The sequence below is a fragment of the Streptomyces sp. ISL-96 genome (genome assembly GCF_018614035.1).
In the GTDB taxonomy this organism is placed as follows: domain Bacteria; phylum Actinomycetota; class Actinomycetes; order Streptomycetales; family Streptomycetaceae; genus Streptomyces.
In genome coordinates this window covers 1-17034 of record NZ_JAGGPA010000084.1, presented here as the reverse complement: position 1 = coordinate 17034, position 17034 = coordinate 1, and the positions used below count along the sequence as shown (strand labels likewise).

Genomic DNA, 17034 nt, shown 5'->3' with positions numbered 1-17034 from the left:
ACCCCCTGCACAGGGGTCTGCGCAGGGACGTAACGGGGCGAACCACCCGTCCCCGACCCTGCCCGAGCGGGGCAGGGTCGGCGGTGACCTTGCCCGGCCTGGGCAGGGTCGGGGACGGGTCAAGGCAAGGTGCGCCCTGCGGAAAGGCAGGGTCGGGTGCCTGCCCCGTTCACTCGTTCACCCGAGCCCGTGACAGGTGAACGTCCCCTCTGCTACGCGCGCACGTGCGCGCAAGCGCGCAGGGGCGCGTTGGTCCGTCGATGGCTCAGCCGGACGGCTTGAGCCGAGCCGTTGAGCCATCGCGAAACCCCGGCAAGCACCCGGCGGAAGCCCGGCACAGACCCGGCAAGCACCCGGCGGGGCACCGCAGAGGGCGGCAGGCCCACCGGGTGTACGCCGGGGTCCTGCCGCCCTTCCGCCGGGTCAGCGCCGGGTGCGCTCCGCGTGGATCGCTGCGAGCCGTTCACGCATCAGCACCAGTCCGGCCCGGTAGCGGTCCAGTTCGGCCAGCAGTTTGTCGACGCCGGGCACGTCCAGGTCGACAGCGCGATTGTTGTGCTCGTCGAGCCGCAGGTAGACGCTCGCCGCGCACGGCCGCGGGTCCGTCGAGTGCAGCATCAGGTCCGCCTCCAGCTGCGGCACGAGAGGCCGGCCCGCGAGCGGCGCCGGGTCCTTCGGCGGGGTGATCTCGATGGGCGCACTGTGGTGGAACATGTCGTCCACCCGGTCGTCCCAGTAGGCGTGATCCGTCACGCACCAGTCGGGGCACTCCACGGTCGCCGTAGCGCCGCCCAGCGTCGGTCCGGTGTACGTCTTCACGTCACGACTCCTTCGGGGCGAAGTGCGGGTAGGCGCGGTCGATGGCGCGGTACTCGGCGCGGACCCGGTCCGCCACGGACGGGTCGTCGAGGAGCTGGGGGAACCTCTCGGCGTCGACCTCGATCTGTACGACGCTCTCGTGCGTGAGCGTCATCTCGACAGACTCACGGATGTACGGCACGGTCCAGCCGTCCGGGTGCTCGTCGTAGGCGCCGCCGGCGAACAGGTCCAGGGCGGCGGCGAGCATGTCGCGCGTCATGGCGACCCGGACCGTGACGACGGCGCGGATGTCGGTGTCGTCATACGTGGGGTCCGTCGCGCCGAACGTGCCCGTGGGCGGAGTCGGCGGCGGGAAGTTCGGCATCCGCTCTACGGTGCCGTCCGGGAGAGTGCGGAGAATGGTCACGGTTCTGTCCTCCATGGGGTCTGAACCGGCCGGCCGCGGGGTGCGATCCTGCGGCCGGCGCTCGTTGTTCTGCAGCCGCTTCCCGACCAGACAGGAAGCGGGTTGTGCGGGCCCTCGGAGACCTTGTGGGTAAAGGGCTGGAAGCCTTTACGCCCAACGGTTCTGAGGGGTGGGCATTTGGGATTCGACCTGCGATCGAAGCCCGGGGGGTCGTTGGGATTTGACCTGCAGCGCAGGCCCTCCCGGAAGGGGGGGCACTTGCGATACGACCTGCGATCCAGTGCCCTCCAGAGGGGGGGACACTTGGGTCGCACGCTGCGGTGTCACACCCGGGTCACACCTGCGTGACCCCGGGTGTGACCCGGGTGGTCACGCAGGTCAGTGCGTGACACCTGACGGCGCTGCGGGAGGCGTGCACGCGGCACGCCAGACCGGACTGCTCCGCACCTTCTGCAGCAGCAGGACAGCCACCGCCCACGGCAGCGCGTCAGCCTTCGCCGAGTTGCACGGGCCGCACGCGAGCACGAGATTCCGCTGCCTGCCCGTGCGCCACAACCAGTACGGGATGTAGTGGTCGAACGTCGCCCGGCTCGTCTCGGTGAACGGGGACCGGCAGTAGAAGCAGCACCACCCGCACCCGCTCCGCTCAGCCAGCCGTTGAGCCAGCACCGCACGGTTCTTCGCGTTGATGCGCTTGCTCATCGCTCGCCCACCTCCCCGCCGTTGCGGGCGATGGCGTGAGCGATGAGGTTCACCCCGTGCCGGTCCCCGACCGCGTAGGCGGTCACGAGAGAGGCGAACAGGGACGGGGTCGGGGGAAGCGGCCTAGGCGACCGGGACGCCGCGTGTACGGCGGCGCCCTCGGTCGGCCGGCGCACCATGGCGGTACTCACCGGGCCACCCCCGCGGGGAGGTCGAACGGGTAGGGGAGATCCGGGCCGCCCTTGTAGCGGAAGTCGTACTGCAGCCACGCCTCACGCACGGCATTCAGCGCCCGCTCATAGGCGGGGGCATTTGAGGAACGACCTGCGACAATCTCGGCCCGCCAGTCCGTCAGGACGACGAGCAGCTGCTCGACGTAGTCGCGCGGGGCGTCGCAGTCGCCGTGCTCCTCTTCGAGGGCGAACAGCGTGTCAGAGCTGAGGCCGGCGAACCGGGCCGCGTAGTCGATGGCGTTCACTGGTCGCCTCCCCGCAGTTCGGCCAGGCGACGGGCTGCCGCGCGGAGTACCGCGGCGTGCTCGACGAGAGCGGCGGCGAGCCTGTCGACCCCGGCCGGGTCCAGCTCCGCGAACTGGTCGCCCATGTCGAAGCCGATGTGCGGCTCGGGGCTGGTCGGGGAGAATGGCCGTTGCATCAGGTACGAGGTGAGGATCTCCGCCGGGCCGTCGTCGTGACCGGCGTCGAACACCATGTAGCTGTCCCACGCCTGGTGCTGGATGTCCTCCCGGAACCCACCATCGGTGTGCTTGCCGTTGCACCAGGCCGGCTCGTCCACCACGACCAGGCCGTGATCGCGGGTGTGGATGCTCGCCCGGCCGTTGCTCACGGGCGCCATGGGCGCGACGTACAGCGTCTCGTCGTCGTCGCTCATGCCTGGCCCCGCTGCGCGGCAGGGGCGGTGAACAGGTCCGGGCGGTGGTTGCGCAGGTGCTGGCTGAACAGGTCGCGCACGGCCCGCTCCCGGAGGGGCTGGGTCAGGTTCCGCGGCATCTTCACGACGAGCTCGCCGTCGTCGCCCTTCTTGAGCGTGGCGAGCATGTCGGCCGGGATGTCGTCCGGCTCGCACTCCACGACGCGGGCGGCGAAGCAGTCGAGCAGGTACGTCACCGGCATCGTCGCCACGTCGTCCGGGCGCAGGCTCAGCCACTTGTCCCGGCCGGGGGACCGCCCCGCCTGGTCGAGACTGCGGTGGAACTTCGCGTGCTCGTCGGCGCACGCCTCCGCCAGCTGGTCGGCCATCGCCTGCAGGTTGCGCAGGTGAGTCCGCACGCGGGCGATCTCGCCGTACACCTCGGCCGCGGTGAGGTAGCCCAGCGTCTCGCCACTGCCCCCGTCCGGCATCAGCGCCATGTGCGGGTAGCTCGAAGCGTCGCCCGACGAGAACGGGAACTGAGTGATGCGGGCCGAAAGGATCCGCTCCTGCGTGCCCTCGTTGGTGGTGAAGTCGATCGAGATCTCGTCGCCCTCGTGGGTCAGGTCGACGGGGTGGATGCCGTCGCGGACGTCGTCGGCGTGGTCGAGCGTGCACCAGGTCGGGCACTCCAGCGCCATGAAGCCGCCGCCGATGAGCGGGTACGTGATGGTGCGGTCCGCGGCCGGCGCCTCAGCGGGCTTCTGCGCCTCGCCGGTCGGCTGCGTCGGAATGGCCGGCAGGACCAGGCCACCGGACGGCTTGACGTGGTTCTGTACGGTGTTGGACATGGTTCGGTCCCTTCACGGAGGGTCGATACCTAGGCCCCGTTTTGGTGTTGTCGCACCGAGCGGGGCCGCCCCCATTTCGGGGGCCGGTGAGTCGACTCTAAAGCCGACTGAGTCGAAAAGCAACTCACTCGCCAAAGTTCCAGTACGCATGCCGTACACATGATGGCGGGAGAGTCGCGGATAGATCAGGATTGCCCGGGAAGCCAAATGTGCAGGTCAGGGCCCTGTCGGCGTTATGCCGCAGGTCGCGTGTTCGACTTGATAGACCTTGTAATGCGTAGGTCGTCGGTTCGAATCCGACAGGGGGCTCCACGAAACCCCAGGTCACATAGCCCGTGACCTGGGGTTTCTGCTGTTCCGGGGCTGGGCTGCTTGATGGCCGGGGCGCGGCGGCAGGGCCTGCGTGAGCGGTGCGTGAGCGGAGCCGCTCAGGGACCCCTACTTCTTGGGCTTCCGGCGCTTGGCCTTCACGGCCTCCTCGTCCTGGGCCTTCGCCTTGTTGCTCGGCTTGCCGCCCTTGGCCCTGCCGGCGTTCTTGGCCGCAGCCTTCTTGGCCTTCTCCTTCTTCGCGGCCTTGAGTGCCGCCTTCTCGGCCTCGGCCTTGCGCTGGAGGGGGACGAGCTTCGCGGTGGCCTCGGCGGCGCTCCTGCCGACGTGGGGCAGGACGCTTAATGGTGACGTCGGGTATTGGAACTGTCTGAATGCCTCTGTGATCAGAGTGGGGCGAGGACCATGAGGACCTCGTCGCGGGTTTCGTCGGGTGCGAGCCGGAGGGCTCCGGGCCAGCGACCGATCTCGCGCCATCCGAGCCGTCCGTAGAAGTCTTCAAGCCCCTCGCCTCCCCTGGCGGCGAGATGCATCTGTTCCAGCCCCAGCTCCTCTCGGGCGATCTTCCGGAGCTCGTGGACGAGGGCGGCGCCGATACCTCGTCCACGCCAATCAGGGTGGGTCTGGAGGTGGTGAACGGTGCCCCAGTGCCCGACGAGCCGGTGGGGGTCGCGGTTGAGGACGACCCATCCGGCGAGAACGCCTCCAGCCTTGGCAACGAGGAGTCGGCTCTGCTGTGGGTTGAGCTGGCCGACGATCTTGTCCGCGACAGGCTCGACGTCGTGGTCACTGACGGGTGGGAAGGGGAATCCGGCGGCGCCGCCCGCGTTGGTGACAGCGATCCAGCAGTCGATCAGCTCTCGTCGGAGTTCGGGGGTGACGTCGTGCGGGTTGGTGATCTGGGCAAGGTCGAGGGCGTGTTCGCTCGGCATGCGAAGGAGCATGTCAGAGGGGTCTGACATGCTCGCTGTGATCAAGATTCTTTGGATCGGCGGCTGACTTCAGCGGCGTAGGTGGCCCAGTCGCCCGCGGACAGACGTTGCCAGGCGACGGCGACGTCGGTATGGATGCCCAGGGTGCGGGCGAGGATCGCGGCCGGGATCTCGGTGGCGAGCTGGAAGAGCGCGGTGCTGCGGGCCTGGTTGGGCCGGATCCCGAGCTGGTTCAGGCGCTGGGTCAGCTGCGTGGTGCTGATCGGACGTCCGGGCTGGCCGCCGGGGAAGAGCCATGGAGACGGTGCCAGGGCGCCGATGGTCGCGTGGCCCTTGCGGTTCGCGGCAACGGTGCGGGCCAGTTCGGCGACGGGCTCGGGCAGCTGGACAGGTGCATCGCCGAGGTGGAGACGTACTTCGTGGGCACCTACCTCGACTTCCTTGATGGTCAACCGGCTGATCGCCGAAGGCCCTTGGGCATAGAGGAGGAGAAGGAGTCCCGCGAGACGGTCTTCGGGCTTGAGGGTGTCGTCGTGCAGGAGCCGGCGTGCGACGTTCCAGCGGTGCTCGTCATCGAGTGGCTGAGTGGGGCCGTTCCAGCGGATGGCGGGGACGTGGACGGTGGAGAGCTTGTTGGTGCGGGCCCAGCGGATGAAGTGCCCGGCCGTCTGGCGGTAGGTGGCGGAGTCGTCGGTGAGCCACAAGTCGAGGTCGGTCTGCCGGCAGGTCTCCAGGGTGAGGTCGTGAGTGGTCAGCCAGTTCAGGAAGGCGACAGCCGCGTGGGTGCGTTGACGTGCAGATATGAACTGCTGCGGGGTAAGGGGAAGGCCGTTGTTGCGTCGGCGTAGTCGCCGTACCAAGTGCCAAATCGCGTACCGGTGCAGGACTTTGCGCTGTTCGGGGTCCTGCTGGGATGCGAGAAGGCCGGTGAGGAAGCGTTCGAGGCGGACCATGTACTCGTCCCGCTCAGGCAGGGCACCGACGCCGACGAGGACTTGGCGGAGGTGGGCGAGGGGCGGGCTGTCGGGCAGCTCGTCGAGGGCCTGGTGAGTCAGCGCTCGTCGGCCGGCCGCGAGGTCGGCCAGGACCGGGGAGACGGAGGGCTTGTTCAGCCATCGCCTGGCGGTGATGGGGTGCTCGGCGGTGGCGATGTCGTTCCGCAGGGCTTCGAGACCGGGATGGAGGGCATCGGATGGAGGGCCCAGGAGCTCGCCCAGGCGCCGGTTGATGAGACAGCGAGCGCACTGGCCGGGGTGCGGGTAGTCGGGGTCGTTGCAGGTGGGGCAGGTGTGCCAGACCTCAGGGGCGGTGCAGTCCGCGCAAAGGGGCTGGTCGCGAGTGCCGGAGACGACGGCCGCGACGCCTCCGCAGGCCGAGCACGGTGCTGAGCGATGCTGGCAGTCCGGGCACCACGGTCGGCCCGTGGTGCGGGAGGTGCCGCAGGGTTTCTCCTCGCCGCAGATGCTGCAGGTCGCGGTGGGGAGGGAGGGGCAGCTCGGGCAGAGCGGACCGTCCGGCGTGCGGGTGTTCACGACCTTTCGTCGGCCGCAGCGGACGCACTGCTCAAGATTCGCAGGGTCGTTGACCAGGCAGTTCGGACACAGCGGCCGGCCTTTGTCGTCACGGGTGGCAGGCTCTCGGCGGGCTCCGCAGCCTGAGCACTCCTCGATGCGGGAGTGGGAGATACAGGTGCGGCAGACCCGCTGCCCGTTAAGGGGCTTGTCGATGCGTACGACTCTGTGGCAGCCGGGGCAGGACGGCCGGACGATCCCGGTGACGCCGGCCTCGTGCAGCAGATCGATCAGTCGGAGGATCGCGCGGTGGGGTGCGAGGTGGCCGTCCCCGGTCAGCAGGGAAGGGTTGGACTCCAGGGCCCAAGCGAGTTTCTGCTGGTAGGAGGGGCGGGGTGCCGCTCGGTGGACCACGTCGGCGATCACTTCCTGCCGGGCCTGCGGGTCCAGTTCGGTGATCAGGGCACCGATCACCGTGATGGGGTCACGTCCATCGGTGTCCGGGCACTTGCCGCATCGTGGTCGCCCTGCCCGGTCGCGTGAAGCGACCCGGCGGGTGTTTCCGCAGGAAGCACACGGCTCGGGCAGTGGTCCGCAGTTCCAGCAGTACCAGTCCTGGCCGCGGCGCTGGAGGGTGCGCATCCGTCTGCCGCACTCAGCGCAACATGGCGGCGACACCGTCTGAGCTCCCGCCTCGCGCAGGGCGATGAGCAGGTCGCCGACGGCCCTGGGCGCCGGAGAGCGCCCGTCGGTCAGCACGCTGGGATGCTCGGCCAGATGCGCTGCGAGGCGGCGTGACTTCGAGCGGCCGCCCGCGACGCTGGTGACCACGGTGCGGATCCGGTCGGGCTCCAGGTCATGCTCGACGGCCCCGATCAGGTCCGCGATCAGCCCGACCGGATCGGTGACGGCCCGCTCGGAGTGCCCGGGTGCGGTCACGGTCACTCGAGCCCGCGGATTCGGGCTCGCTTGGGCCGCAGGCCACCGATGCCGGTCTCGGCTCCAACAGCCTTCTTTGTATGAGAAGTTGATTCGGAGCCGACTGCGGCCACGGGCTCGATGAGGTCGTCCATGGTGCAGGCGAGGATGTCGAGCAGGGACATGAGGATTTTCAGGCTGAGCCGTTCTGGGCGCTCGACGACGAGCCGGTAGACCTGGCTGGAGGACAGGGTGATGCCGCGTTCTTGCAGCAGCGGGATGAGATCCGTGGTGGAGAAGAGTCCGCGGTCGGCCATGATCTTGCGCAGGTGCCATTGGTAGTCCAGCTTCGCGGCCATCAGCGGTCCTTGTCTGCGGAGGTCGGGGCGAGCGCGGGAGCAAGTGCCTTGCGGAGCATGGTGTTCATGAAGTCGTCGCTGACGTGGGTGTAGATGGCGGTGGAGCTGTCATTCTCGTGACCGACTTGCTGCTGGAGAAACCGCCGGTCGACCCCGTCCTCCGTGAGGTGGGTGACGTAGGCGTGGCGAGCGGAGTGGACGACGAGTTGCTTCGGGAGCTTCAGCGCGTCGCGGTAGGTGACGAACCGGGCGTTGATCTCCGCGGGTTTGATCCGGCCGCCCCGCTCGGTCACCCAGAGCGCGGGATGGTCCTCGCAGCCGAACCGCGGCCGAACGTTCTCCACGTAGTCGGCGACCGCCTCCACCGCCCAGTCCATCACCGACAGTACGTTCCGGCGCCGGGGAGGCTGGCCCTTCTTCGCCTTGCCGTAACGGACGTTGAGCGTGCCGTACCGGCCGAAGTGCGGGGCCGAGGCGTTGCGGCCGAAGTCCACCAGGTCGAGTTTGGCCGCCTCGGTGCGGCGCAGCCCCCACCCGTAGATGACCTTGAAGAGCGTGGCATCCCGGTAGGCGGCGAGGGCCCCCTTGCGCTTGGCCCGCACCGCCCGGTCGACCTGGTCGTCGGCGTAGTCGAGGAAGCGCTGGATCTCCTCGCGGGTGAACGGCCTCGCCTCCGGACTGCCCTCGTAGTCGTTGAGGTGGGCGATGGTGTTCCACTCGTGGCAGATCGCTATCGGGTGGGTGCCGAAGGCATCCTCGCAGGCAACTGCCCAGCCGTAGCGGCCGTCGATCAGGAACTCGCTGAACAGGCGCAGACTGCCCTGGTAACTGCGGATCGTGGACGGCGCGAGGTGCTTCTCGCTGGTCAGCCAGAGCGACCACTCGTCCACATGCCCCGGAGTCCAGGCCCACGGGTACTCGTTGGTGTACTCAAGGAACCTGCGAACGAGCCGTTCTCGGGCGATGACCGTGTCTCCGCGGAGCCCGCGAGCGGCCTGTTGGGCCCGCCAGCCCCGCACCATCGCCTCGACCATCGCGTCCTGCGGACGCAGCTGGACCACCCCGGAGACCAGCTCCAGATGAGCCGCCCCCGCCAGATCGGCACGTCGCTGTAGACCCACTTCCACCCTCCCCTTGAGAGGGCAAATCATGCATCAGATGGGATCTGATCACCAAACCCCCAGCTCAGGCCGTCAAGTTGTAGGAGGACGGAGTCCTCGCCAGGCCCCTTCCTGACCTCGCGACCTGCGGTTTCTCGCCCATCTGATGCAATTCCCGAGAGTTCTGGTAGATGTCCCGTGTGATCCGGGTGTCGCTGTGGCCGAGGGTGTCCGACACGATCTTGATGTCGATGCCGGCGGCGAGCATGAGCGTCGCCGCGCCGTGGCGCAGGTCATGCAGGCGGATCGGCGGGAGGCCGGAAGCGGCGACGAGGCGCTCGAAGAGGTCGGTGACCTTGCCCGGGTGGAGCCAGGAGCCGTCCTCCTGTGTGAAGACGTGGCCGGTCTCGACCCAGGCCGTGCCCCACTTCTCGCGGTCTTGGCCCTGCCGTTCGCGGTAGCGCTTCAGGACGTCGACGGTGTCGTCGTCGAGTGCGACCACGCGGTAGCCGCTGTCGGTCTTGGGATCAGACGCCTCGATTTCCCAGCCGTCCTGCACGAGTTGGGAGGAGACGGTTAGGGAGTGGGCGTCGAGGTTCGTCTCCGACCAGGGCTGCCCGCACGCCTCGCCCCGGCGCAGGCCGCGGAAGGCGATGAGGTGCCACATCGCGTACAGCCGGTCCTCGGCGACGAAGTCGAGGAAGGTGCCGGTCTGCTGGGGTGTCCAGACCATGACGGGCGACGGCTTCTCGCCCGTCTGCTCCCACTTGGTGACCCGTTCGTCGGTCCACACGAGCGCCTTCGGTTTGCGTACGGGGTCGATCTCGACGTGGGCGGCGGGGTTGAAGGTGATGATCTGCTGCCCGATCGCGTCGTTCAGCGATGCCCGGAGGGTGGCCTTGACGTGTTGGCGCGTGGCGGGTCCGGTGATGCGGCGGAAGGGCGGCATCTTGTCGATGGCGGCCTTCATCGCCTTGCGTCGGGCTCGGTTCTCCACGCCCTTCCATGGCACGGTCGCCATCTCGTCGATCGCGGCTCGGCGCTGGGCATTGTCCTCCAGAATCTGGGCGTTGGCGTCGCGGATGTCCGTGAACATCTCGCTGAGGTGGCTGACGCGCAGCCGGTCCAGACGTCGGCCGCCGATGTGCGGCTTCAGGTGGACGCGGATGTCGGTCTCGTAGCGGTTGAGGCCGGACTTGCGTATGCGCTTGCCGGCCAGCCACCGGTCGAGCCACTCGGCGACGGTCAGGCTACCGATGAGGCCCTGGCCGGCGTTGAGCCGCCGCCTCGTCTCCTCGACCTCGGGCAGAGGTGACCGTTCGCGGCTGACCTCGGCCAGCATCTCGGCGATGAGGTCGGTGCCCTCGGGGTCGTCCGACTCGGCCAGCCCCAGGAGGGCGCGTACGTGGTCGAGGTCAGCCTGGGCTGCTTTGAGGCTGCCGTATCCGCCACGGGCGAAGGAGCGCCGGCTGCCGTCCTCGCGGGATGGCAGCTCCTGGCGGATGGAGTAGGTGCAGTGGTTCCTGCTGTTGCGCTTGGGGCAGGAGGTGCCGAGTTCCTTGCCGGTCTTGGGGTCGCGGCAGGAGCAGCGGCGGTAGGTGGAGCCCTTCAAAGATCGTTCTCCTCGGTGGTCTCGGGATCGGTCCCGGGTGAGTCGATTACGTCGGCCACGTCTGGCCACAGGAACGGGGGTGTGACGCCCTCTTCCTCGATGAAGGCGCGAACTCTGCGCAGGCGGCTTGCGGCGCCATCGGCCGCCTCGGCGGCACGGGCCTGGGAGCGGAGGGCCTCGGCCTTCCGGTCGGCGTTCGGGGCGGTCTCGGCGTGGTAGCGGGCGTACTCCTCGTCGCGTCGCGCGCTTCGCAGTCGCTCCTGGGCGGCGTGGTGAGCCCGGAAGTAGCGGAGCATGTCGTCGTCCGCGCCGAGTTCGGTCTCCTCCCCGGTGAACCAGCGCAGCGCGTCCAGGGTGCAAGTGGAGTCCTGGAGCGGGAGCTGCTGCACGTCGTCGACGTAGCCGACGGGATAGATGAGGCAGATGGGTGGGGTGTTCAGCGCCTGGGCCAGGACCATGACGTCGACCAGGGGCAGGTTGGAACGGCGCCTGGACTCCATGTTGGCGATGACATTGCGGGGGATGGGGTGGCCCATCTCCTCGCACTTGTCGGCCAAGTCCTGCGCGCTCCAACCCAGTTCCCTCCGTCGTCTGCGGACCTCGGCGGCCACGGTGGCCATGACCTGGTCCACCCACTCCAGGACGTCGTCCTCGTCGTCGGCCTTCTTGGATCCATGGTCGCTACGGCGTTGTGTCATGAAGACACATTAACTCGCCTAGCGTTGATTCCAAGACCTGGAGACGGGCGCGGTAGCCGCGTTCGCCGTGGGCTCAGTCATGGATGGAGTGCGTATGCGTGAGAGCGAAGAGGCCGGTCGGGTGAAGGGGATGAGTCGCGGGGAGCTTCTGGAGCTTCCTGCGGCCGTTGACCTGGAGACAGGCAACCGTGCCTTGGGGCTTGGGCGGAGCAAGGGGTACGAGCTCGCCAAGCGTGGCCAGTACCCCTGCAAGGTGCTCAGGCTCGGGAACGCCTACCGGGTGGTGACCGCAGACCTGTTGGCCCTGCTGGGGCTGGCGGCATGAAGTGCCTGCCGCATAGCAGACGCTTCTGCGCTGAGCTGACACAGAAACGTTGGACTGTGGCACGGCGTGGACGTACTGTCCGTGGTCGCTCGCGGTGCCGACAAGCCCGCGAGAAGAGGGAGAGCCTCCGGCGGTGCAACGCCGGAGGCCCCAGGACTCCCCACCAATCCCATGAGAACCGACCCGGCGGCAGGGGCGTGCAAGCCCGACACCGCCAGACGAGGAGCCGCCCAGTGCAACCCGATAACGCCGAGCCCTATTCCGCCCCCGCACGAGCAGCCTGGCCCACCACAGCCATCCCCGGCCGGCCCGGCGCCCACCTGCGCCCCACGCAGGTCGACAGTGCCACGGTGGACCCGAGCGACGGTACGGCTGACGGCAGCGCCAGCGAGGCGGACCCGGCGAGCGGACTGGAGGCCATCCCGGACGCGGAACCGACACCGGGCTCGAAACTGCTGGACGAACTGCGCTCCCAGATAGCCCAGTTCGTGATCCCACCCTCATCCGAGGCGCTGGACGCGATCACCCTGTGGGTGGCGGCAACGCATCTCCAGCCCGCGTGGCAGCACGCCCCACGGCTGGCGGTGGTGGGGCCGGCGAAGCGCTGCGGCAAGTCGCGGCTGCTGGACGTGCTGACCGAGACGGTCCACGAGCCGATGCTCACCATCAACACCACACCAGCGGCCATCTTCCGCTCGATCGACGGCGAGGAGCCGCCGACGCTGCTGGTGGACGAGGCCGACACCATCTTCGGCCCCAAGGTCGCGGAGAAGAACGAGGAGACACGCGGCCTCCTCAACGCCGGCCATCAGCGCGGCCGGTACGTCACCCGGGTCGTCGGCAACGACCACACCCCGCACAAGTTCGCCACCTTCGCCATGGCGGCCATCGCGGGAATCGGGGACCTTCCGGACACGGTTATGGACCGGTCGGTGGTCATCCGTATGCGGCGCCAGGCCGAGGGCGAGAAGGTCAAACCCTTCCGCTCGCGGCGCGACATCCCGGCCCTGCACGAGCTGCGCGACCGTATTCACGCCTGGGCCCGCCCACTGCTGGAGGATGCCGCGAACCTGGAGCCGAGTATGCCGGTCGAGGACCGTGCTGCCGACACGTGGGAGCCTTTGGTGACCGTCGCCGATCTGGCGGGAGGTCGCTGGCCCCGGCTCGCGCGGGTCGCGTGTGCGCGGATGGTCGCCGCCGAAGTGGCGGCGGAGGAAGACCATCCCAGCGGGGCGCGCATCCTCGCCGACATCCGGCGGGTCTTCTTCGCCCAGCGGGAGGCAGATAGCCTCTCCACCGAGGATCTCCTGCACTACCTGAACGCGGATGCCGAAGCTCCGTGGGGAGAGCGGGGGCGCTACGGCCTGACCTCCCGGGAACTCAGCGGGATGCTGCGCGACTACGACATCCGGCCAGGCAACGTGCGCATGGCCGACCGGACGCAGCGCAAGGGCTACACGCGCAACAAGTTCCTCGACGCCTGGCGGCGGTACTGCCCCACCGTCCACCCGGTCGGTGCCCCTCGCGGCGCAGGCTGAACCCCACCCTCCCCGGTTGCCGTACTTGCCGTCCCTGCCGTGATCCCGCAGGTCAGAGCACACACCGGCAAGACGGCAGCCGAGGGCAAGACGGCAACGCAGACGTCCCCGTGCTGGCAGCCCGCCAGGGGACACCGTCCTGATCCGTCTTGCCCCGTCCCTGGCGTCCTTGCCGTATCGCCGCTGGTCGCAGTCCTGCTCGCCGGGACGGCTGCCGCAACGCAGCCGTCCCGGCAGGCGCAAGTCGCCCCCGGGCAGAACTCGGATCGGAATCCGCCGCCTCCCTGTCCCGAGTCGGGACAAGACACGGGCGCTGCCCTGCTGAAACGGCAGGCACGGAGCGCTGCCGTCCCGCGCTGACCTGCACCTGCAACGGCCGAGACGGCAAAGACGCCCCACACCACTACCCCCAGGAGCTTCCCGCTTGACCGCCCCGCACCTCACCACGCCATCACCTCAGTCACGAGGCGATGCCCGCACCCAAGGGCAGCCGAAGAAGCGTGCTGACGCCGAACAGCTCGTGCTCGGCGCGGCCGGCATCGTCATCGTCGCCCTGACAGCCGGAGCGTTCTGGCTCTCCTACGCGCACCTCGCCGACGTCGCCGGCCAGCACGGGCTGGGCGCATCTCCCATCCGCCGGTGGGCCTGGCCAGCCACCCTGGACGCGTTCATCGTCGCGGGCGAACTGCTCATGCTGCGTGCGGCACTGCGCCGCGTCACCGACCCCTGGGCGATCGCCGTGACCGCTGCCGGATCGGTCGGCTCCATCGCGTTGAACGTCGCCGGGGTCAGCGGTACCGGACACGCGGGCGCCGTACCGTTCCTCGACTATGTGGTCGCAGCCGTTCCTCCAGCCGCCGCGATGGTCGCCTTCGGCGTCCTGATGCGACAGATTCACCAACTCGTCGCACCGTCCGACGACGCTCCGGGCACCGGTTCCGTACAGGCGCAGGAACGGTCGGGCGGCGACGTCAGCCACGGCCACCGGCCGGATTCCGCTCCCGACGATGCGCAAGCCCCGAGTAACGAGCGGACGGAACCTGCGTCCCAGACATCGGAGAGCAAACCGAGCGGTGGCCGGCCGCCGAAGGCGACCATCGCGGAGCTAACGGATATCGGCCGGGCCACCGGTCATCAGCACGGCAAACTCACGCGCGGCCTGCTCCGAGCGGCTGTGAAGGACCGAGACCTGGCGATCGGCAGTGACCGGCAGACCGAGGTGATGGAGCTGCTTCGGCCGGAACTCGAAGCCGTCGGTATCGAGGTATCCAGGCGCTGATGCCGGGCCTGCTCGGGTGACCGGAACCCATCCGGTCACCCGAGCATCGGCCAACCGGCCCGCAGATTTCCACACCTGTGGACAACGCGATGGCCGCGCCGCGCAGACATCCCCGCCCCCGCTCGCCCAGCCGCACCTGGAGCAGCTTCCTTGACGCACAACCAGCATCTGCCCGACGACACCTACGCTGAGCCGTCCGCGTCACCGCAGTCCCCTACGTTGCTCGCACGTCTGCGGCGGGCGTTCGGACGGACGGCTCCTGGCGGAGCCAGTAGTACCCCGAGTCCGACTCATGGCCGGTCTTCGGGGGTCTCCGCCCCGGGGGTGGCGGAGAAAGCCCAGCGCCAGGGGGCGCCGGACCAAGTGGCCGGGGCCGAGGGAGGCCCCGACCCGGACACGCTTCACGTCGCCCAGCAAATGATCCTCCGCCCGACGCCTACTGACGTTCCCGCCGTCGGCGAACCCTCCGTGCAGAGCGTCCAGCCAACGATCCGCCGGTTCACCGGCGACGCGCGCCTTAAGCGCGTCGGCCCCTTGCGCTTCACCGACGACGAGCGCACCAGCCTGCAGGAGGCCGCAGCCGAGCACGGCTACAAGGGCGAATCCGGCTTTGCCGCCGACGTCGTCCTCGCCTTCATCGACGGCCGCTTCACCGCGAACCTGCCCCTGTCCGAGGACCGACGACGTACCCACATGTTCCGCGCCCAGGTCCTGCGCGCCCTCAACCGCATCGGAGTCAACGTCAATCAGATCGCCCGCGCGCTCAACAGCGACCTCACCCCGCCTGACATTCGCCAGCGCCTCGATGAACTCCACCGCCTGCTCACCCTGATCGCCGAGGCCCTGCGTCAGCCCACCGACCCGAGGGAGGAATCGTCAGCGTGATCGCCGCCATCAAACCGGCCGGGTCCAACACCCGCGGTCTGCTCGCCTACCTCTACGGCCCCGGCCGGCACGACGAACACCTCGACCCGCACCTCGTCGCCGCCTTCGCCATGCTCGGCATGCCCGACCCCGGCCGCGAAGAGAACGCCACCCTGACCGAACTTGGCCACCACCTCGACGATCCCGTACGCCTGCGCAATAACGAGTTTGGCAAGCCTGTCACCGACCATGTCTGGCACTGCCCCGTCCGCGCAGCACCCGAGGACCGCTACCTCTCCGATACCGAGTGGGGCGAGATCGCCCAGCGCATCGTGCAGGCAGCTGGCATCGCCCCCGCAGGTGACGATCTGGCCTGCCGCTGGATCGCCGTACGCCACGCCGACGACCACATCCACATCCTCGCGACCACCGTTCGCGAGGACGGCCGCCGCCCCAAGCTCCACGGCAGCGGCGTACGCGTCGGCGACGAGTGCCGTCAGATTGAGAAGGACTACGGGCTGCGCCGCCTGAAGAAGGGCGACCGCACCGCGGCCCGGCGCCCCACCCAGGCCGAGATGCACAAAGCCGATCGCCTCGGCTGGGAGCAGACCAGCCGCGAGTGGCTCCAGGACCGCATCCGATCCGCCATCCCGCACGCCACCAGCGCCGAGGAACTCCTCGCCTACCTCGAAGCCGGCGAAGTCCTGGTCAAGCCCCGCCGAGGCCCCTCCGGAGACCTCCTCGGCTACGCCGTAGGCCGCCCCGGCGACCTGAACAAGGACGGCGAGCAGATCTACCACCCCGGCGGGAAGATCGCCCCCGACCTCACCCTGCCCAAACTCAAGGCCCGCCTTGAGAACGGCGCGCCCGCGGAACACCCCACAGCCCGCCGCGACCGACCCACCACTCCCTGGCATCAGGCCACCGAAGCCCTCGACACCCTCCGCCCAGAGACCACCACCACGAGCGCCGACGAGGACGCACGGACACAGGCGAACATCAGCGCTCTGGGCGAACTGATCGAAGCCACCGCCCAAGCAGCGCCCGCCGACCATCGCGCTCAACTGCGCTCAGCCAGTGCGGCATTCTCCCGGGCGCAGCGGTCGCAGATCCGGGCCGAGGACCGTGCCGCCCACGCCCTGCGGACCGCCGCCCGCGACATCGCACACACCGCCACCGGCCCCGACGGCAACGCCCTCGCAGCCCTGACCGCCGCACTCCTCTGGGCCGCCATCCTCGCTGCACGCTGGCACGAGGCCAAGGGCCACGCCCACCAGGCCGACGCTGCCCACCAAGCCGTCCAGCACCTCCAGTCAGCAGCCGACGCCGCGCTCGCTCCGACGCTCACCGAACTCGAAGCCCGGCGCCCTGGTGAAGGGACCCGCCGCACTCTTGCCAACGACGTACGCGCAGCCGTCCCCGAACACGCCGAGCGGATCCTCGCCGACCGGGGCTGGCCCGGGCTCGCCACTGTCCTCGCCGACGCCGAAGCCAGCGGCCACAAACCCCACCAGCTCCTCAAGGAAGCAGCCGCCCGCCGAGAGCTCAGCACAGCCCGCCAACCGGCCCGCGTCCTGATCACCCGCATCCAGCACACCAGCCGCAACCCCGCGCCCAATCGCCGCGCCGAGGCAGCCCGGCTGCGAAGCATCAGCGCATCGGCCTTGGGCGCCCCTTCCCCCGCCGCCCAGCCGAGGACAACCGCAGCGCCCACGAGCCAGCCGAGCCGCCACCGACGCTGACCCGGTAGGAGAGTCAGATCCCCAGAGACCCGCCAGCAGCGTCGGCGAGGGTCTCCTCAGGACGCCCGTGAGCCCCGGAAGCGTGGATCCGCATCGGAGAGGCGCCTGCGTATCAACGGTTGGGCCGGTCACCACGCGTGGTGACCGGCCCAACCGTTGATACGCCCACTGTCCGTTCTCG

The 17034-nt window shown here is 69.2% G+C and carries 19 protein-coding genes; 5 read left to right on the top strand and 14 right to left on the bottom strand.

The features are described from left to right. Window positions 1–423: 423 nt before the first annotated feature. The 14 genes from J7E96_RS35340 to J7E96_RS35275 form a co-directional block, all read right to left on the bottom strand. Window positions 424–819 carry a hypothetical protein gene (locus tag J7E96_RS35340; protein ID WP_215137767.1) on the bottom strand — a complete coding sequence of 132 codons (396 nt, stop codon included), beginning with the start codon at window positions 817–819 and terminating at the stop codon, window positions 424–426. Window position 820: 1 nt separating this feature from the next. After that, window positions 821–1225 carry a hypothetical protein gene (locus J7E96_RS35335; RefSeq protein WP_215137765.1) on the bottom strand — a complete coding sequence of 135 codons (405 nt, stop codon included), beginning with the start codon at window positions 1223–1225 and terminating at the stop codon, window positions 821–823. A 378-nt stretch (window positions 1226–1603) separates the two neighbouring features. Further along, complete coding sequence (locus tag J7E96_RS35330; protein ID WP_215137763.1) at window positions 1604–1927, bottom strand: HNH endonuclease; 324 nt, start codon at window positions 1925–1927, stop codon at window positions 1604–1606. After that, window positions 1924–2118 (bottom strand): hypothetical protein, encoded by a 195-nt coding sequence (locus J7E96_RS35325; RefSeq protein ID WP_308296284.1) that lies wholly within the window; start codon window positions 2116–2118, stop codon window positions 1924–1926. Before J7E96_RS35325 ends, J7E96_RS35330 begins: the two co-directional genes overlap by 4 nt. Beyond that, window positions 2115–2405 (bottom strand): hypothetical protein, encoded by a 291-nt coding sequence (locus J7E96_RS35320; protein ID WP_215137761.1) that lies wholly within the window; start codon window positions 2403–2405, stop codon window positions 2115–2117. Before J7E96_RS35320 ends, J7E96_RS35325 begins: the two co-directional genes overlap by 4 nt. Beyond that, window positions 2402–2818 (bottom strand): hypothetical protein, encoded by a 417-nt coding sequence (locus tag J7E96_RS35315; RefSeq protein ID WP_215137759.1) that lies wholly within the window; start codon window positions 2816–2818, stop codon window positions 2402–2404. Before J7E96_RS35315 ends, J7E96_RS35320 begins: the two co-directional genes overlap by 4 nt. Further along, window positions 2815–3648: a PE-PGRS family protein gene (locus J7E96_RS35310; protein WP_215137757.1), complete on the bottom strand. Its 834-nt coding sequence runs from the start codon at window positions 3646–3648 to the stop codon at window positions 2815–2817. Before J7E96_RS35310 ends, J7E96_RS35315 begins: the two co-directional genes overlap by 4 nt. 438 nt (window positions 3649–4086) lie before the next feature. Further along, entirely contained in the window at window positions 4087–4452 is a 366-nt protein-coding gene (locus J7E96_RS37980) for a hypothetical protein (RefSeq protein WP_251070895.1), read from the bottom strand. Further along, window positions 4362–4907 (bottom strand): GNAT family N-acetyltransferase, encoded by a 546-nt coding sequence (locus J7E96_RS35300; RefSeq protein ID WP_215137755.1) that lies wholly within the window; start codon window positions 4905–4907, stop codon window positions 4362–4364. The genes J7E96_RS37980 and J7E96_RS35300 overlap by 91 nt, the downstream gene beginning before the upstream one ends. Window positions 4908–4948: 41 nt before the next feature. Continuing rightward, window positions 4949–7357 (bottom strand): site-specific integrase, encoded by a 2409-nt coding sequence (locus J7E96_RS35295; protein ID WP_215137752.1) that lies wholly within the window; start codon window positions 7355–7357, stop codon window positions 4949–4951. 2 nt (window positions 7358–7359) lie between these two features. Continuing rightward, complete coding sequence (locus tag J7E96_RS35290) at window positions 7360–7695, bottom strand: helix-turn-helix transcriptional regulator (protein WP_215137750.1); 336 nt, start codon at window positions 7693–7695, stop codon at window positions 7360–7362. After that, window positions 7695–8816 carry a tyrosine-type recombinase/integrase gene (locus tag J7E96_RS35285; RefSeq protein ID WP_308296283.1) on the bottom strand — a complete coding sequence of 374 codons (1122 nt, stop codon included), beginning with the start codon at window positions 8814–8816 and terminating at the stop codon, window positions 7695–7697. The genes J7E96_RS35290 and J7E96_RS35285 overlap by 1 nt, the downstream gene beginning before the upstream one ends. 64 nt (window positions 8817–8880) lie before the next feature. Continuing rightward, complete coding sequence (locus tag J7E96_RS35280; RefSeq protein ID WP_251070894.1) at window positions 8881–10407, bottom strand: site-specific integrase; 1527 nt, start codon at window positions 10405–10407, stop codon at window positions 8881–8883. Next, a complete protein-coding gene (locus J7E96_RS35275; protein ID WP_215137746.1) occupies window positions 10404–11105 on the bottom strand; it encodes a transcriptional regulator in 702 nt (233 codons plus the stop codon). Before J7E96_RS35275 ends, J7E96_RS35280 begins: the two co-directional genes overlap by 4 nt. 94 nt (window positions 11106–11199) lie before the next feature. Between J7E96_RS35275 and J7E96_RS35270 the strand changes: the two genes are divergently transcribed. The 5 genes from J7E96_RS35270 to J7E96_RS35250 all read left to right on the top strand — a co-directional run bounded on the left by J7E96_RS35270 (window position 11200) and on the right by J7E96_RS35250 (window position 16853). Continuing rightward, window positions 11200–11430 (top strand): hypothetical protein, encoded by a 231-nt coding sequence (locus J7E96_RS35270; protein ID WP_215137744.1) that lies wholly within the window; start codon window positions 11200–11202, stop codon window positions 11428–11430. A 233-nt stretch (window positions 11431–11663) separates the two neighbouring features. Then, entirely contained in the window at window positions 11664–12968 is a 1305-nt protein-coding gene (locus tag J7E96_RS35265; RefSeq protein WP_215137742.1) for a DUF3631 domain-containing protein, read from the top strand. A 424-nt stretch (window positions 12969–13392) separates the two neighbouring features. After that, complete coding sequence (locus J7E96_RS35260) at window positions 13393–14247, top strand: DUF2637 domain-containing protein (RefSeq protein ID WP_215137741.1); 855 nt, start codon at window positions 13393–13395, stop codon at window positions 14245–14247. 324 nt (window positions 14248–14571) lie between these two features. Next, entirely contained in the window at window positions 14572–15132 is a 561-nt protein-coding gene (locus tag J7E96_RS35255; RefSeq protein WP_215137740.1) for a MobC family plasmid mobilization relaxosome protein, read from the top strand. Then, window positions 15129–16853, top strand: a complete 1725-nt coding sequence (locus J7E96_RS35250; RefSeq protein ID WP_215137739.1) for a relaxase/mobilization nuclease domain-containing protein — start codon at window positions 15129–15131, stop codon at window positions 16851–16853. Before J7E96_RS35255 ends, J7E96_RS35250 begins: the two co-directional genes overlap by 4 nt. The last annotated feature ends 181 nt before the right edge of the window (window positions 16854–17034 follow it).

Excerpts from the sequence above, each read along its gene's own strand:
- J7E96_RS35275 (WP_215137746.1), bottom strand. The coding sequence starts at position 11,105 with ATGACACAACGCCGTAGCGACCATGGATCCAAGAAGGCCGACGACGAG.
- J7E96_RS35290 (WP_215137750.1), bottom strand. The coding sequence starts at position 7,695 with ATGGCCGCGAAGCTGGACTACCAATGGCACCTGCGCAAGATCATGGCC.
- J7E96_RS35315 (WP_215137759.1), bottom strand. The coding sequence starts at position 2,818 with ATGAGCGACGACGACGAGACGCTGTACGTCGCGCCCATGGCGCCCGTG.
- J7E96_RS35330 (WP_215137763.1), bottom strand. The coding sequence starts at position 1,927 with ATGAGCAAGCGCATCAACGCGAAGAACCGTGCGGTGCTGGCTCAACGG.
- J7E96_RS35300 (WP_215137755.1), bottom strand. The coding sequence starts at position 4,907 with ATGCCGAGCGAACACGCCCTCGACCTTGCCCAGATCACCAACCCGCAC.
- J7E96_RS35310 (WP_215137757.1), bottom strand. The coding sequence starts at position 3,648 with ATGTCCAACACCGTACAGAACCACGTCAAGCCGTCCGGTGGCCTGGTC.
- J7E96_RS37980 (WP_251070895.1), bottom strand. The coding sequence starts at position 4,452 with ATGGCGCGAGATCGGTCGCTGGCCCGGAGCCCTCCGGCTCGCACCCGA.
- J7E96_RS35270 (WP_215137744.1), top strand. The coding sequence starts at position 11,200 with ATGCGTGAGAGCGAAGAGGCCGGTCGGGTGAAGGGGATGAGTCGCGGG.